The organism is Limosilactobacillus pontis, from assembly GCF_002940945.1.
Taxonomy (GTDB): Bacteria; Bacillota; Bacilli; order Lactobacillales; family Lactobacillaceae; genus Limosilactobacillus; species Limosilactobacillus pontis_A.
In genome coordinates this window covers 153,010-168,657 of sequence record NZ_PNFV01000005.1, presented here as the reverse complement: position 1 = coordinate 168,657, position 15,648 = coordinate 153,010, and the positions used below count along the sequence as shown (strand labels likewise).

Genomic DNA, 15,648 nt, shown 5'->3' with positions numbered 1-15,648 from the left:
GGATCAGGCAAGTAGTGTCAAGAGTACGAATAGTAGTCATAAGCACGAAAATAAATCTGCTAACCATCAGGAGCATAAGAAGAATCGCGGCGACAAGCACACTGATAATAAACATCCGCATCAGGGCCACCGCAACACTGATCCGCATCAGGGTAAGCAGGAACACAAAGGTCATAAGAACGAGCACAACAACCAACATCGCAACGGCGGCGGTCGGTTTGGCGGCAGCCTGAATACCAATGACAACCGACGTGGTGGTCGTTTTAATAAGAAGAATAAGAAGCGCAACAAGCATAACAAAAACCGCCGAATGCGTGAAGTTGAACATAAGCAGCCGACTCAGCGGAAGGATAAGCCGTTACCGGATGTACTGGAATACAGCGAGGGAATGAACGCTCAAGATCTGGGTAAGATCCTTCACCGATCTCCAGCTGAGATTATCAAGAAGCTCTTTATGCTTGGGGTTATGATTAACCAGAACCAGTCCCTAGATAAGGACACAATTGAACTGCTGGCCGCTGATTACGGCATCGAGGCCAAGGAGAAGGTCGAAGTTGATGTTTCCGATATCGACAAGATCTTCGAGGAAGAACAAAGCAATACCAACCACCTCGTTTCTCGGCCACCAGTCGTCACCGTCATGGGTCACGTTGACCATGGTAAGACGACCCTGCTGGATAAGCTGCGGCATTCTCACGTTACTGCACACGAAGCCGGGGGAATCACTCAGGAGATCGGTGCCTATCAGGTCCACTACAATGACCACCTGATTACCTTCCTGGATACTCCAGGACACGCTGCCTTCACAGAGATGCGGGCCCGGGGTGCCAACATTACTGATATCACCGTTCTGGTGGTTGCTGCCGATGATGGGGTAATGCCGCAGACCGTTGAGGCCATTCATCACGCCCAGGCTGCCAAGACACCAATTATTGTGGCAGTCAACAAGATCGATAAGCCAGGGGCTAATCCCGATCGGGTTACCGAAGAACTCGCCAAGTACAACCTGATCCCAGAAGACTGGGGTGGGGACACGATCTTCGTTAAGATTTCTGCTAAGTTCGGTAAGAACCTGGATGAATTGCTTGACATGATTCTCCTCCAGGCTGAGATGATGGAACTGAAGGCTAACCCAGATCAAAACGCCGCCGGTTCTGTTGTTGAAGCTCGATTGGATCAAGGAAGGGGTTCCGTGGCCACCGTTCTTATTCAACAGGGGACGCTGCATGTCGGCGATCCAATTGTGGTTGGTAACACCTACGGCCGGGTACGGACGATGACTAACGAAAATGGTCGTCGGATTAAGGCCGCTACCCCTGCTACCCCAGTTGAGATCACTGGGCTCAACGAGGTCCCAGAAGCCGGGGACCGGTTCGTCGTTTTTGATGATGAAAAGACGGCCCGGGCTGCCGGTGAGGCTCGGGCAAAGCGGGCTCAGGATAAGGAACGGCAGAAGACCTCTCACGTTACCCTGGATAATCTCTTTGCCACGATGAAGAAGGGGAAGATGAAGACCCTGCCGATTATTATCAAGGCCGATGTGCAGGGATCTGTCGAAGCACTGAGCCAGAGTCTGCAGAAGATCAAGGTCGATGGTGTCCGGGTTGATATTATCCACCAGGCCGTTGGTGCCATTAGTCAAAGCGATGTTACCCTGGCTGAAGCTTCTAACGCCGTCATCATCGGGTTTAATGTCCGGCCGACCCCTGTTGCAAAGTCCCTAGCTGATTCTAGCAATATCGATATTCGTCTCCACCGGGTCATTTACAAGGCCATCGAAGAGGTTGAAGACGCTATGAAGGGTATGCTGGAGCCTGTTTATGAAGAAGAGACGATCGGTGAGGTTGAAGTTCGCCAAATCTACAAGGCTTCCAAGGTTGGTACGATTGCCGGTGGAATGGTTACTTCCGGTAAGATTACTCGTGACTCCAAGGTTCGCCTGGTCCGTGATGGTGTAGTTATCTACGAGGGTGAACTTGGTAGCCTGAAGCGGTTCAAGGACGACGTCAAGGAAGTTAAAGCTGGTTTCGAGTGTGGGCTGACGATTGCTAACTATAATGACATCAAGGAAAAGGATGTCATCGAGGCCTACCGGATGAAGGAAGTTCCAGTTAAGTAAAACTGAAGGAGAAAGATATGCCAAATAAACAATTTCGGGTTGATCGGCTTGCCGGTGAAATCCAGCGCGAAGTTGATGACATCCTTTTGAAGCGGGTGCGTGATCCCCGGGTCAAGGGCATCACCATCACGGGTGTCGACGTTACTGGGGACTTGCAACAGGCAACTATTTACTACAGCCTGCTTTCAGACCTGGCATCGGATGGTGAGAAGGCCCAGGCCGGCTTGGATAAGGCAACCGGCCTGATCCGCAGCGAGCTGGGAAGCCGACTTAATATCTTTAAGACTCCGGCGATCAAATTCGAACGGGACAAGTCGATTGCCTATGGGAGTCGGATTGACCAGCTGATTAATAAGTTGCACCAACAGGAAAAGTAAGTAATGGCGGGGAAATTTCCCCGCTTTTATTGTGGAGGAACAAGCTATGGATGGAATTATCCCATTGTATAAGGAGCGGGGGATGACCAGCTTCGATTGTGTTAGCCGTTTGCGCCGGATTCTGCACACTAGGAAGATTGGTCACTCTGGTACCCTGGACCCGTCTGTGGATGGGGTTTTACCGATCTGCGTAGGCAGTGCAACCAAGGTAGTTCCCTACCTGATGGCGTCGGGAAAGAACTACCAAGGAGAATTATTAATTGGGGAAGCTACAACTACCGAGGACCTCGATGGTGAGATCATTGCTATCCAGCCGGTCACTAGCGAAATCTCGGCGGCTGACATCCGCGAGCAGATGGGCACGTTAACTGGGGACGTTACCCAGATTCCGCCGATGTATTCCGCGGTGAAAGTCAAAGGAAAGCGCCTCTATGAGTATGCCCGGGCCGGCGAGTCTGTTGAGCGGCCGGTACGGCACGTCACGGTCGATAAGTTCGAACTGTTGAGCAGTAAGTACGATCCAACCGTTAAGCAGCAGCGGATCCGCTTTAACGTGGTCTGCAGCAAGGGGACTTACGTTCGGACGCTGGTGGTCGAATTGGCTAAGCGATTGGGTTATCCGGGGACAATGAGCTGGCTGACCCGGTTGGCTAGTGGCGGTTTTACCCTTGACCAGACCCTTAGTCTGACCGATGTTCAAGATGCGGTCACGGCCGGAACGATCGGTCACTACCTCTATTCCCTGGAGTACGCCCTTCATGACTATCCGGCGGTTGACCTGACCGAGGTGCAGTGGCAGGCGGTTAAAAACGGCGGCTGGTTAAAGCCAACTGAACTAACTACTGATGCATCAGAAGTGGTCCTGAAGTATAATAATCAAGTAAAGGCTTTGTACCACCTTGATCAAAAGCAGGGGGCCTACAAGCCAACCAAGATGTTTTCAACGAAATAGGGAGGCAAACAGATTGCAGGTTATCAAAGTTCATCACCCGATCGATCATAAGATCATTCCGGCGGGTCCGGTTGTGCTTGCGATGGGATTCTTCGATGGGGTTCATCGGGGCCACCAGGCGGTTATCCGTCAGGCTAAACAGCTGGCTGACCAGCAGGGACTGCCATTGGCGGTGCTGACCTACAGTCACGCCCCGGGAATTGCTTATCGCCAGTACCCAGGCGGTTTTAAGTACCTGTCAACGACAACTCGCAAGCTTGATTTGCTCAAGCAATTAGGAGTGGACCTGGTTTACCTGGTCAGTTTTACTTCCAGCTTTGCTAGTTTGGCCCCGCAGGACTTTGTTGACCAGTACCTGGTCGCCTTCCACAGTCGGGTTGTCGTAGCTGGGTATGACCATACTTATGGTCCAGCTGCGGTGGCAACGATGGATCGGCTACCCGGTTATGCTCGGGGCCGCTTTGCGGTAGTGACGGTACCAAAGTTTATGGATGCTGATTCATCAGCCAAGGTGGGCTCGCGAACGATACGCCAGTTGATCGATACTGGTGACGTTCAGGCGGCCAATCAGGAGTTGGGTTACTACTACCAGACCACGGGCTTGATTGTTCACGGTTTGGCTCGGGGCCGGACACTAGGTTTTCCAACGATCAATGTGGAGACACCAACTCCGGAGCGTCTGCCGGGGATTGGAGTTTATGCTGTCAGTGTGCAGATTGGTGGGTACTGGTATGGCGGTATGGCCAGTGTTGGTCATAACATTACCTTTGGCGACCATAATCAACTGACGGTCGAGATCTACCTGTTTGACTTCGATCAAATGGTCTATGGCGAGGAAGTCAAAGTGCGCTGGTACCAGTACCTGCGTGGTGAGCAAAAATTTGCCGGGGCAGGTGAACTGGTAGCTCAGATGAAGCATGATGAACAGGCAGCGCGAGCAGTTGTTCAGGAACCGCCAGCGCTGGGAAAACAGCTTGTCAATTAGTGATATTTATCAATATGATAGACGAACATTCGCTAAGAAAACAAAAATAGGTGAGGCTGAAGAAAAATAGCAAGTTCCTTCAGTCTCACCTTATTATTCTAATTCGACCTTTTTTACGCTGGTCATATTGGCTAGCTCAGCAAAAATTTCTTCCGTTTTAATTCCGGGTTTGAGTTCTCCAAACAGGTGACAGGAAACTGTCCCGTTTTGGTAACTATAGACTTTATGTTTTAGGGGAGTTCGAAAGTCCTGTCGGTTTAGCTGATCAATGATTTCGTGCAGCCGCTTGATTCCGCCGTCCAGTAATATAAAGCAGGAGAACTCCCGCCCCCGTCGCAGGGCAAACTGGTCGCCGTATTTGCCTAGCATCTCGGCAATGAGCACACAGATGGTTCCGGTAATTCCAATGCTATAAAGACCGCTTCCGTAAGCCAGGCCGATTGCCCCAGTTACCCAGATTCCGGCGGCAGTGGTGAGACCGTTAATAACATGGTCATGCCGGTTTAGAATGGTTCCGGCCCCTAGGAACCCAATCCCGCTGACAACTTGTGCGGCAATCCGGGAGGGGTCAACCGACCAGTTCTGATGGGTGATCTTCAACAGGTCGAAGAACCCATATTTTGAAACGATCATCGCCAGAGCAGCCCCGAGAGCGATGAGTGCATGAGTGCGGATTCCCGCCGTTTTAGCCTTGCTCTTACGTTCAAAACCAATGATACCACCGCAAAAGGCTGCTAATAACATCCGCAGACACCAGTCAAGTTCTTGCAAAGATGTCACCTCCTACGTGACAAATAAAGCAATATTATTATTGTTATAACTTAACTATAGCGCCTTTTGGGATTTAAAGCTAAAATCGTGTGTTATTTCAATTAGCAGTTGTCTTAGTGTCGACTGGCCCGGTGGCTGCTGCCCTGGTGGATCTTGTGGACCTGCCGCTTAAACCGCGGTCCATCATCGGTAACCAATTTGAAGTGGCGAAGCTTACCATGGAAGGGGTGGCCAGTCAGCTTAAGGTTAGTCCAGGACCGCATGACATCGGTCATTGAGTTAAGCTCCTTAAGCAAGTCAGGATTGCCCTCCTGCTGGGCAGCCTGCTTGATATCGGACTGCAGGCGGTAGATCAGGTTGTTATGATAAGAAAGCAGTTCGTTGGTCAACGGGGCGTTGCGGTACTTATTGAATAGGCGCTGGATGACCGTCATAGCCTCCTTGGCGTTATGTGGTTGTACGTAACGATGGTCGTCTGCATTCATTGTAAAAGATCTCCTTAGAATTTATTCTTATAATTGTTTGACATTTCTTGACTTTTAGGACAGTGGTTGGTATATTATACAGTGTGTTTAGCACTTAACCCTAAAGAGTGCTAAAAGGGGGAAGTGATAACAATGCTAACACAACGTCAAAAAAAGATCCTGCAAGCGATTGTACGTCAATACACGTCAACTGGTCAACCGGTGGGGTCCAAGCACCTGGCCGAGGAGTTACCGTTCAAGGTTAGTTCTGCGACCGTTCGTAATGAGATGGCCGTTCTTGAGAAGGCGCACTTGATTACGAAGGAGCACTCCTCTTCAGGACGGGTGCCGTCCAAGGAGGGTTATCGTTACTATGTTGACCATCTCCTTGACCCCCAAGCGGTGACAGATAATGACCTGGTTGTTATTCAGAACTCACTGGGTACCAGTTTTCAGAAGATTGATGAGATCATCTCGCACTCGGCTGATATTTTGTCAAACCTCACTTCGTACACCGCGTTCACCCTTAAACCAGAACAGACAGATGTGCGGTTGAGCGGTTTTCGTTTAGTACCGCTGGGCAACCATAAGGTCATTGCTATTCTGGTCACGGACAGTGGAGATGTTGAGAGTCAGGCATTTAGCTTGCCACGCAACCTCGACTTGGATGCTCTTCAGGCGGTCATTCGGATGATTAATGACCAGCTGGTTGGTCTTCCGTTAACCACTGTCATGAAGCGGTTGAACGATGACATTCCGTTGCGGGTTATGCATTATATGCATAGCGCCGATGGATTTTTGGATCTGTTTGATAATGTCGTTTCAAAGGCTGCACGTGAGCAGTTCTTTATCGGCGGCCGATTAAACCTGTTGGACTTCTCGAACACCCGTGATCCCCAGGCATTGCAGACGATGTATCGCCTGTTGGACCACAATGATGAGCTTTCGAACCTGCTCGATACCGGAACGACCGGTGAGGGGGTCAACGTCCGCATCGGTTCTGAGATCTCCAAGGACAAGGTGCTTGATAACTATAGTCTGATTACGGCGACCTACGATGTTGACCAGTACGGAAAGGGAATCATTGCCGTATTAGGGCCGACCCGAATGCCGTATTCCCGGACGATTGGCCTGGTAAATGCCTTTCGTCAGGAACTGGCCAAACGTCTGTTGGACTTTTATCGGCATTACTATGATTCATAGGAGGCGAGTTAATTGGCAGAAAAGGATAAGAAGCAAACGGCTAAGCAGCAATCAGCCGCAGATAAGCAGGCCGCTGCTAAGCAAGCGTCAAAAGATAAGAAAAAATCAGCAACCAGTCAGGTTGATGAATTAAAAGCGCAGATCAAGGATCTCAAGCAACAATTGGCTGACAAGGATGATAAGTACTTGCGAGCCGAGGCCGAGATCCAGAATATGACGACTCGGTTTAAGAAGGAACGGGCCCAGATCCTCAAGTACGATGGGCAAGATCTTGCCCAGTCCGTCTTACCGGTTCTTGATAATCTCAAGCGGGCATTAACGATTGAGGTGTCTGACGAGAACGGTAAGCAGCTGAAAAAGGGTATCCAGATGGTTCATGACCACTTGACCAACGCCTTGACCGATCATGGGATTACTGAGATTGAGGCTGATGGGAAGCCGTTCGACCCAACACTGCACCAGGCGGTTCAGACCGTACCGGTTAAGGATGGGCAGAAACCGGATACCGTCGTTCAGGTTCTTCAGGCTGGCTACCAGCTTAAGGACCGCGTCTTACGGCCAGCAATGGTTGTTGTGGCACAATAAAAATTAAGCAAAAAGAGGGAATTTAACAATGGCAAGTAACAAGATTATTGGTATTGACTTAGGTACTACTAACTCCGCCGTTGCCGTCATGGAAGGTAACGAACCAAAGATCATCACGAACCCAGAAGGTAGTCGGACGACACCGTCTGTCGTTTCATTCAAGAATGGTGAGACTCAGGTTGGTGAAGTTGCCAAGCGGCAGGCAATCACAAATCCGAACACGATTTCATCCATCAAGAGTCACATGGGTGAAGCTGGCTACACGGTTGAAGTTGATGGCAAGAAGTACACGCCACAGGAAATTTCAGCCATGATTCTGCAATACCTGAAGAAGTATGCTGAAGACTACATTGGTGACACGGTTGACAAGGCCGTCATCACGGTGCCAGCTTACTTTAACGATGCTCAACGTCAGGCTACCAAGGATGCTGGGAAGATTGCTGGTTTGGATGTCAAGCGGATCATCAACGAGCCAACTGCTTCTTCATTGGCTTACGGCCTGGACAAGAAGGACAAGGATGAAAAGATTCTGGTTTACGACCTTGGTGGTGGGACCTTTGATGTTTCCATCCTGGAATTAGGTGACGGGGTCTTCCAAGTTCTCTCCACGAATGGTGATACCCACCTTGGTGGTGACGACTTCGACCAAAAGATCATGGACTGGTTGATCGATGGCTTCAAAGAAGAAAACGGCGTGGACCTGTCCAAAGACAAGATGGCTTTGCAACGGTTAAAGGATGCTGCCGAAAAGGCCAAGAAGGACCTTTCTGGTGTTCAGGAAGCCCAGATCAGTCTGCCATTTATCTCCGCGGGTGAAAATGGTCCATTGCACCTGGAGAAGACCTTAACCCGGGCACAATTCAACCAGCTAACTAATGACCTGGTTGAACGGACGAAGCAACCTGTTTTGAACGCTTTAAAGGATGCTGACCTGTCATTCGATGATATTGACGAAGTGATCTTAAACGGTGGTTCAACTCGGATTCCGGCTGTTCAGGAAATGGTTAAGGAGCTGACCGGCAAGGAACCTAACCACTCCATTAACCCTGATGAAGCCGTTGCTCTTGGTGCCGCAATCCAAGGTGGGGTGCTGACTGGTGATGTTAAGGATGTTGTCCTGCTTGATGTTACGCCACTGTCTCTTGGTATCGAAACCATGGGTGGTGTCTTCACTAAGCTGATCGATCGGAACACGACCATCCCAACTTCTAAGAGTCAGATCTTCTCAACTGCTGCCGATAACCAATCCGCCGTTGACATTCATGTTCTTCAGGGTGAACGGCCGATGGCAGCCGATAACAAGACCTTAGGGAACTTCCAGCTGACGGATATTCCAGCTGCTCCACGTGGTGTTCCACAGATCAAGGTTACCTTTGATATCGATAAGAACGGGATTGTTAACGTTTCTGCCAAGGATATGGGAACTGGCAAGGAACAAAAGATTGTTATCAAGTCCAACTCCGGTCTGTCTGATGAAGAGATTGAACGGATGAAGAAGGATGCCGAGGAACACGCCGAAGCTGACAAGAAGAAGAAGGAAGAGGTTGACTTGAAGAACGAAGTTGACCAGGAACTCTTCCAAGTTGATAAGACCCTGAAGGAAGTCAAGGGCAAGGTCCCAGAAGAAGACATCAAGAAGGCTGAGAGTGCCCGCGACGACCTGAAGAAGGCCAAGGAAAGCGGTAATCTCGATGACATGAAGGCTAAAAAGGATGCCTTGAACAAGGTTGTCCAAGACCTTAGCGTCAAGCTCTACAAGCAGGCTCAGGGTGGCCAAGGTGGTGCTCAGGGCGGTGCTAACCCGAACAATGGTGGTGCCGACAATGGCAACAATAACCAAAATGGTAATGGCGGTGACACCGTTGATGGTGACTTCAAGGACGTAACGCCTGACGACAAGAAGTAATCTCAACTGTTGACAAAAGTAATGTAGAAGCCAAAGGCCATCACGTGCGGACTTTGGCTTTTACTTTCGTTTGCTAATTGTGGTATAACTAAACCAAATCAACTTGTGAGGGATATATATGGCAGAAAAAGATTACTATGACATTTTAGGTGTCTCCAAGGACGCGTCCGAGGCGGATATCAAGCATGCTTACCGGCGCTTGGCCGCCAAGTATCACCCCGATGTCAATCATGCCCCCGGGGCTGAAGAAAAGTTCAAGCAGATCAACGAGGCTTACGATGTCTTGAGTGACCAGCAGAAGCGGGCCCAGTACGACCAATATGGGTCGGCTGGTCCCCAGGCTGGCGCTGGCGGCTTCGGTGGCTTTGGCGGTGGCCAGGGCGGCTTTAGCCAGGGCTTTGGTGGTGGCGGCTTTGATGACATTTTCAGCCAATTCTTCGGTGGTGGCCAACGGCGGCAAGACCCGACGGCACCGCGGCCGGGTCGGGACCTTCAGTATGCGATGACGCTGAAATTCATGGACGCCGTTTTCGGTAAGACGACCACGATCAAGTATGATCGCGATGAGGAGTGCAAGACCTGTCACGGGACAGGTGCCAAGCCTGGTAAGTCAGCGACGACTTGTCAGCGTTGTGGTGGTCGAGGGTTCATCGTTTCCGTTCAGCGGACACCACTGGGCAACATGCAATCTCAGACGACCTGCCCTGAATGTCACGGGACGGGAAAGGTTATCAAGCCGGAAGACCGGTGTACCACCTGTCACGGAAGCGGTCACGTTCAGGAGAAACATGAGCTGGAGGTCAAGGTCCCAGCTGGGGTCGATGATGGCCAGCAAATGCGGCTTCAAGGACAAGGCGACGCCGGGGCTAACGGTGGTCCAGCCGGCGACCTCTATATTGTTTTCCGGGTAACCCCAAGTCGTGACTTCCGGCGGGATGGCTCGACTATCTATGTCGATCGTGATATTTCCTTTGCCCAAGCAGCTTTGGGCGATGAGGTTAAGGTCAAGACAGTTCATGGCGACGTTGACCTGAAGATCCCTGCCGGCACCCAGTCTGAAACCAACTTCCGCCTGCGTGGTAAGGGAGTTCCACACCTTAATGGTAAAGGTAACGGTGATGAACACGTTACCGTCCACGTTCGAACGCCTAAGAGCCTAAACAAACGGCAACGCGAGGCCATGATGGCTTTTGCTGCTGCCAGCGGTGAGGATGTCAAGGGAGTCAAGAAGTCCGTCTTAGACAAGCTCAAGGACGCCTTTGAGGATCGTTAAAATTTAAGATGAGGACGACTGCTTAGGGTGGCCGTCCTTTTGTGTTTTCATCGCGCCCCAGATTTTGTTATACTAAAAACAGTATTTTCGTAGAAAGAGTGACATAGCAGATGACAATGAGTCTAGATGAGATGAAGGCGCGCCAGAAGCGCATTCGTAACTTTTCAATTGTGGCCCACATCGATCATGGAAAGTCGACCTTAGCCGACCGGATCTTGGAGATGACCGACTCGATTAGCAAGCGGGAGATGAAAAATCAGATTTTGGATGACATGCCCCTCGAACGGGAGCGGGGGATCACCATCAAGTTAAACGCCGTGGCCTTGACCTACCATGCCAAGGATGGACAGGACTACATCTTCCACCTGATTGATACCCCAGGGCACGTCGACTTCTCCTACGAGGTTTCACGATCCTTAGCGGCTTGTGAGGGGGCCATTCTGGTCGTTGATGCCACTCAGGGAGTTGAGGCCCAAACGCTAGCCAATGTTTACCTGGCTCTGGACAACGACTTGGAGATCCTGCCGGTTATCAATAAGATTGACCTGCCATCCGCTGATCCAGAGGGCACCAAGAAACAGATTGAAGACGAAATTGGCTTGGATACCAGTGAGGCCGTCGACGTTAGTGCCAAGACCGGATTGGGTGTTGACAAAGTCCTGGAGAAGATCGTCAAAGATGTTCCAGCACCAACTGGTGACCTAACTGCGCCACTAAAGGCCTTGATCTTTGACTCCAAGTACGACGACTACCGTGGGGTGGTCCTCAGTGTGCGGGTCTTTGAAGGAACCGTTAAGAAAGGGGACAGGATCCGCCTGATGAATAGCGGGACCGAGTATGAGGTGGCTGAGGTTGGAATCAACTCACCGAAGCCCTTAGCTCGTGATGTCTTGATGGCCGGCGATGTAGGTTACATAACTGCTGCTATCAAGGATATCAAGGATACCCGGGTTGGGGATACAGTAACCAATGCCGACCGACCAACGGAGAAGCCACTGGAGGGTTACCGGCAGATGACCCCAATGGTTTATGCCGGGCTGTATCCAACTGATAATGCTAAGTTTAATGACCTTCGGGATGCCCTGGAAAAGCTGCAGTTAAACGATGCTGCCCTGACCTTTGAGCCAGAATCGTCTCAGGCCTTGGGTTTTGGTTTTCGTTGTGGTTTCCTAGGTTTGTTGCATATGGACGTGGTTCAGGAACGGTTGGAGCGGGAATTCAATCTTGACTTGATCACCACCGCGCCGTCAGTTACTTACCATGTTGATCTGGCAGATGGGACGATGAAGGAGGTTGAAAACCCCGCCGAGATGCCGGATGCCTCCGCTATCAAGGACATTAAGGAACCATATGTCCGGGCCTCAATTATGGTGCCTAATGATTATGTTGGCCCCGTGATGGAACTTTGTCAGCGGAAGCGGGGGATCTTCGACACGATGGAGTATCTTAGTGATACCCGAGTCAACGTGATTTACCATATTCCGCTGTCGGAAATTATTTTCGACTTTTTCGATAAACTAAAGAGCTCCACCCGTGGTTATGCTTCTCTGGATTATGAGATCGATGATTATAAGCCAAGTAATCTGGTCAAGATTGACATTCTCCTAAATGGGGATAAGGTTGATGCCTTGAGTTTCATCGCTCACAAGGACTTTGCGGCCGAGCGGGGCCGGGACATCACCTCAAAGTTAAAGAAAATTATTCCACGGCAGAACTTTGAGATCCCGATTCAAGCAGCCATCGGTTCCAAGATTATCGCTCGGACCAACATTAAGGCCTACCGGAAGGATGTTACTGCTCGGATCCACACCGGTGACCCCGACCGGCGTGCTAAGTTGTTGGAGAAACAGAAGCGTGGTAAGAAGCGGATGAAGGCGGTTGGTAAGGTTGACATCCCTCAGGAAGCCTTTATGGCCGTTTTGAAGACCGATGAGCAATTGGATGACAAGTGATCGTTGATGTGACGGCATTTTTAATTCTTAAAAATCATAAAGTAGACCAATATTCTAACAATTTCCCCTTAGTTTTCCCTAACACGGGATTTTAAGGGAAAAGCAGGATGTTGGTCTACTTTTTCTTTTAACTATTTACTTTTGCCAGCTCATCAAATAATGAGGCGGTCATACTCTTTTGTGTCTGTTAAATGGACATATAAGTATTAAGTGTAGTTTCAATTTTAGTGTGATGATTTAGATTTTATTGTTATCCATATGTTAGTAAGGTATAATATAAATGTGGATGAGATAAGGAGTCGCAATTTTGTCAATATGCCACGGTGTTTCGGAAGTGATTCCCTGAATCCGGAAAGGGGATGATACTGATGGAAACAAAAGTCACCCGGAAAGAGAGGCTGCCTTGTTATCGCACTGACGATTTGGTTATTGTCAGTAGCCGCGATTAACTTCGCTAAGGCTTACGCGATAATAAAAAAAGCTAATCGCAAGTAGCGACTAGCTGGTTAGCTTTTATTTCCGGAACGCAAAGGGACGAGAGCTGCAACCTCTTGTCCTTTTGCATATATAGTATACCATACTAACGTTAGAAGGTCGATGCTTATGGTCACTGAAGCTGAGAAGCGGGCCAAGAAGAAATGGGATGCAAAGAACAAGGATAAGAACCGAATATATCGATACCGTTCCTATGCTCGTAAGTTTGTACGGGACTTGGCCACTGAAGATGATTTGAAAGAGCTGCAAGAACTAATTAATAAGAGGTTAAGTAATGCATAGAAAAGCATTTAAGAATGTTAAAGATCATTACCTAAATATTGATGACGATTGGTATAATGCAATGTGCAAAGATGAGATTGATAATCAATTGGGGATGGAAGCTGAAATTAGCTTCTTAAAGCAGCCTGATAGCATTGATATTTTGTTAACCAATCTTTAATATCCCAATATGCGTCAAGGCATAAGAGAACGAGATGACCAACAAGCAGTGTTTAAACTATCAAAAGAAGATGCGGTAAAACTACGAGATTACTTAAATCGAGTATTATAGACATTCCCCCTAGGGTAACTATGGGATTACCCTAGGGGGAACTTTTATACCAAAAGGAATGAGTCACTAAAGAAATTGGTTTAGTTACCAGATTAATTATTTGTCGTTGACTGTGTCGGTTGTGCTGCCGGGTTTGCGGCTTGTTGTGCAGTGGTCAAAGCCTTTTTAAGCTGCTGGTTCTCGTTCTGTAGCTGCTTGACGTTCTTTTTCAATTGCTCAATTTCCTGCTTACCAGGTTGCTTTTGGAGTTCTTTAAGCTCCTTGTTGACTTTGAGGTGGTTGGAAAAAGAAAAGAGGTAAATAATCAGGGCCCCAATCAACAGGCAGACTAAGATCAAGAGAACCAATGGGATCCTGACCTGGCTGAAGAGCAGGTTGACTTCAACCGTGGCCGTATTGAGTAGGGCAAAGATAACGAAGATAATTAGTAGGATGATGGAAATGACCATCGTTGACTGTTTTTTCATGTGTTTAGGCCTTCCTTTGATAATGGCTTTATGTTTAATATAACTTTTCAGTAGACCAGTGGTGCAATAACCTTAGTAAACCAGCGTGCGGCCGTGGCATCTTTGGGACCGTAGATTGGGGCCGGTACAATCAGCTGGTCATCGACGGTGAAGAGACCTAGCTGCCCCTTGACCGGAATGGGTTTAATCCAATAAGAACCATTGGGACCATATGGTGCGAATCGCCAACCATAGTCGTGGGCCCCATACTGATCAATCCCAACAAGCTTGGCAACACAGGTGGCATAACCGGGGATACCGCCGGGGACCTTCTTAGCAGTTCCGCAAATTAGCAGATCACCCCGGTATTTGGTTGACCAACTGCGTTACTCAACGGTCTTGATGCCCCGAAAGATGTCCATCACGTAATCGGACCGGATCGATAATGCTTTCATGAGGGCCTCCCTTAATGAAAAAGCGACCGGTCAAATGACCAGTCGCTCTAATGGATCGGACATAACTAATCAGATTAGTTGTTGCCTTCAAGCTTTGCCCAGCCATCCTTGGCAACCTTGCTAAGAGCAGCAGCAGAAGCGTCCATAGCCTTTTGTTCACGTTCGTCAAGTGGAACTTCGATGATCTTGGCGATCCCGTTAGCGTTGATAACAGCAGGGGTACCAAGGTAAATTGGTTCGTTGACACCGTATTGGCCGTTCATTGGAGCACCAACCGGCAGAACAGCGTTTTCGTCACGCAAAATAGCACGAGAAATCCGCATCAAGCAGGTAGCAACACCGTAGAAGGTAGCACCCTTACGGTTAATGATTTCGTAAGCCTTGTTCCGGACGTCATCTTCGATCTTAAGAAGTTGGTCCATGGAAACATTGTTTTCTTTGGCGATGTCAAGAAGTGGCTTACCACCGATCGTGGCACTGGAGTAAGCAGCGAATTCAGAGTCACCGTGTTCAGCCATGATATTTGCCATAACGTCACGTGGGTCAACATCAAAGAGCTTTGCAAGGGCAATCCGCAGACGGGATGAGTCCAGTGAAGTACCGGAACCAACAACCTTGTTCTTTGGGAAGCCGGAAAGCTTTTGAACGGCGTAAGTCAGAATGTCAACTGGGTTGGCAGCAACCAGGAAGATACCATTGAAACCGGACTTAACGATTGGTTCGACAATGGACTTCATGATCTTGAGGTTCTTGTCAACCAATTGCAGCCGGGTTTCACCTGGCTTTTGCGGAGCCCCAGCAGTGATAACTACCAAGTCAGCATCCTTGCAAGTGTCGTAGTCAGCGGCGTAGATCTTCTTTGGGGCAGTGAAGACGGTGGCATCTTCGAGGTCCAAAGCATCCCCTTCAGTCCGCTTCTTAACGATATCAACAATGGCGAATTCTTCGGCCAGGCCTTGTTGAACCATTGCGTAAGCGTAACTAGAACCAACGGCACCGTCACCGACGAGAACAACTTTTTGATGATTCTTAGACATAATTTAACAGTCTCCCTTTCATCCTATATGTGCTATTTTGAGATTCCTCTCATATTTGATTATAGCATTCCTTGT

At 49.2% G+C, this 15,648-nt stretch carries 14 protein-coding genes and 1 pseudogene; 11 read left to right on the top strand and 4 right to left on the bottom strand.

What is annotated here, in order from left to right; all coding sequences use genetic code 11:
* Positions 1 to 184: 184 nt before the first annotated feature.
* From infB to ribF, 4 genes and pseudogenes are all read left to right on the top strand, one after another.
* A pseudogene (gene infB / locus CK797_RS05820) lies at positions 185 to 2,119 on the top strand (translation initiation factor IF-2); the annotation flags it as partial.
* 17 nt (positions 2,120 to 2,136) lie between these two features.
* Entirely contained in the window at positions 2,137 to 2,496 is a 360-nt protein-coding gene (gene rbfA / locus CK797_RS05815; protein WP_104688810.1) for a 30S ribosome-binding factor RbfA, read from the top strand.
* Between the two features lie 46 nt (positions 2,497 to 2,542).
* Positions 2,543 to 3,448, top strand: a complete 906-nt coding sequence (gene truB / locus CK797_RS05810; protein ID WP_104688809.1) for a tRNA pseudouridine(55) synthase TruB — start codon at positions 2,543 to 2,545, stop codon at positions 3,446 to 3,448.
* Between the two features lie 13 nt (positions 3,449 to 3,461).
* Positions 3,462 to 4,433, top strand: coding sequence for a riboflavin biosynthesis protein RibF (ribF, locus tag CK797_RS05805; protein ID WP_104688808.1), 972 nt, complete (start codon positions 3,462 to 3,464; stop codon positions 4,431 to 4,433).
* Positions 4,434 to 4,526: 93 nt separating this feature from the next.
* Here ribF and CK797_RS05800 read toward each other — a convergent pair whose 3' ends face one another.
* Both CK797_RS05800 and CK797_RS05795 read right to left on the bottom strand, forming a co-directional pair.
* Positions 4,527 to 5,204: an MgtC/SapB family protein gene (locus CK797_RS05800; RefSeq protein WP_225365029.1), complete on the bottom strand. Its 678-nt coding sequence runs from the start codon at positions 5,202 to 5,204 to the stop codon at positions 4,527 to 4,529.
* A gap of 113 nt (positions 5,205 to 5,317) precedes the next feature.
* Complete coding sequence (locus CK797_RS05795; RefSeq protein ID WP_104688807.1) at positions 5,318 to 5,689, bottom strand: hypothetical protein; 372 nt, start codon at positions 5,687 to 5,689, stop codon at positions 5,318 to 5,320.
* Between the two features lie 132 nt (positions 5,690 to 5,821).
* On the opposite strand from CK797_RS05795, the gene hrcA reads away from it, so the two are divergent.
* From hrcA to CK797_RS09155, 7 genes are all read left to right on the top strand, one after another.
* Positions 5,822 to 6,871 (top strand): heat-inducible transcriptional repressor HrcA, encoded by a 1,050-nt coding sequence (gene hrcA, locus CK797_RS05790; RefSeq protein ID WP_104688806.1) that lies wholly within the window; start codon positions 5,822 to 5,824, stop codon positions 6,869 to 6,871.
* A gap of 12 nt (positions 6,872 to 6,883) precedes the next feature.
* Positions 6,884 to 7,456, top strand: coding sequence for a nucleotide exchange factor GrpE (grpE, locus tag CK797_RS05785; RefSeq protein ID WP_104688805.1), 573 nt, complete (start codon positions 6,884 to 6,886; stop codon positions 7,454 to 7,456).
* Between the two features lie 28 nt (positions 7,457 to 7,484).
* Positions 7,485 to 9,362: a molecular chaperone DnaK gene (gene dnaK, locus CK797_RS05780; RefSeq protein ID WP_104688804.1), complete on the top strand. Its 1,878-nt coding sequence runs from the start codon at positions 7,485 to 7,487 to the stop codon at positions 9,360 to 9,362.
* 118 nt (positions 9,363 to 9,480) lie between these two features.
* Positions 9,481 to 10,635, top strand: coding sequence for a molecular chaperone DnaJ (gene dnaJ, locus CK797_RS05775; protein ID WP_104688803.1), 1,155 nt, complete (start codon positions 9,481 to 9,483; stop codon positions 10,633 to 10,635).
* Between the two features lie 116 nt (positions 10,636 to 10,751).
* Positions 10,752 to 12,587, top strand: coding sequence for a translation elongation factor 4 (gene lepA, locus CK797_RS05770; protein WP_104688840.1), 1,836 nt, complete (start codon positions 10,752 to 10,754; stop codon positions 12,585 to 12,587).
* 603 nt (positions 12,588 to 13,190) lie between these two features.
* On the top strand, positions 13,191 to 13,364 hold the full coding sequence (locus tag CK797_RS09100) for a hypothetical protein (RefSeq protein ID WP_181049532.1): 174 nt from the start codon (positions 13,191 to 13,193) through the stop codon (positions 13,362 to 13,364).
* Complete coding sequence (locus CK797_RS09155) at positions 13,357 to 13,524, top strand: hypothetical protein (RefSeq protein WP_225365028.1); 168 nt, start codon at positions 13,357 to 13,359, stop codon at positions 13,522 to 13,524. Before CK797_RS09100 ends, CK797_RS09155 begins: the two co-directional genes overlap by 8 nt.
* A 203-nt stretch (positions 13,525 to 13,727) precedes the next feature.
* Here the strand turns inward: CK797_RS09155 and CK797_RS05760 are convergent, their stop codons facing one another.
* Together CK797_RS05760 and CK797_RS05750 are read right to left on the bottom strand one after the other, a co-directional pair.
* Positions 13,728 to 14,102 carry a lipopolysaccharide assembly protein LapA domain-containing protein gene (locus CK797_RS05760; protein WP_104688802.1) on the bottom strand — a complete coding sequence of 125 codons (375 nt, stop codon included), beginning with the start codon at positions 14,100 to 14,102 and terminating at the stop codon, positions 13,728 to 13,730.
* A gap of 508 nt (positions 14,103 to 14,610) precedes the next feature.
* Positions 14,611 to 15,573 carry an L-lactate dehydrogenase gene (locus CK797_RS05750; RefSeq protein WP_104688801.1) on the bottom strand — a complete coding sequence of 321 codons (963 nt, stop codon included), beginning with the start codon at positions 15,571 to 15,573 and terminating at the stop codon, positions 14,611 to 14,613.
* Between the last annotated feature and the right edge of the window lie 75 nt (positions 15,574 to 15,648).

Bases quoted from the DNA above. Each gene is read 5' to 3' on its own strand.
- CK797_RS05750 (WP_104688801.1), bottom strand. From the start codon at position 15,573: ATGTCTAAGAATCATCAAAAAGTTGTTCTCGTCGGTGACGGTGCCGTT.
- rbfA (WP_104688810.1), top strand. From the start codon at position 2,137: ATGCCAAATAAACAATTTCGGGTTGATCGGCTTGCCGGTGAAATCCAG.
- hrcA (WP_104688806.1), top strand. From the start codon at position 5,822: ATGCTAACACAACGTCAAAAAAAGATCCTGCAAGCGATTGTACGTCAA.
- dnaK (WP_104688804.1), top strand. From the start codon at position 7,485: ATGGCAAGTAACAAGATTATTGGTATTGACTTAGGTACTACTAACTCC.
- CK797_RS05795 (WP_104688807.1), bottom strand. From the start codon at position 5,689: ATGAATGCAGACGACCATCGTTACGTACAACCACATAACGCCAAGGAG.
- CK797_RS09100 (WP_181049532.1), top strand. From the start codon at position 13,191: ATGGTCACTGAAGCTGAGAAGCGGGCCAAGAAGAAATGGGATGCAAAG.
- CK797_RS09155 (WP_225365028.1), top strand. From the start codon at position 13,357: ATGCATAGAAAAGCATTTAAGAATGTTAAAGATCATTACCTAAATATT.
- truB (WP_104688809.1), top strand. From the start codon at position 2,543: ATGGATGGAATTATCCCATTGTATAAGGAGCGGGGGATGACCAGCTTC.
- CK797_RS05760 (WP_104688802.1), bottom strand. From the start codon at position 14,102: ATGAAAAAACAGTCAACGATGGTCATTTCCATCATCCTACTAATTATC.
- lepA (WP_104688840.1), top strand. From the start codon at position 10,752: ATGAGTCTAGATGAGATGAAGGCGCGCCAGAAGCGCATTCGTAACTTT.
- dnaJ (WP_104688803.1), top strand. From the start codon at position 9,481: ATGGCAGAAAAAGATTACTATGACATTTTAGGTGTCTCCAAGGACGCG.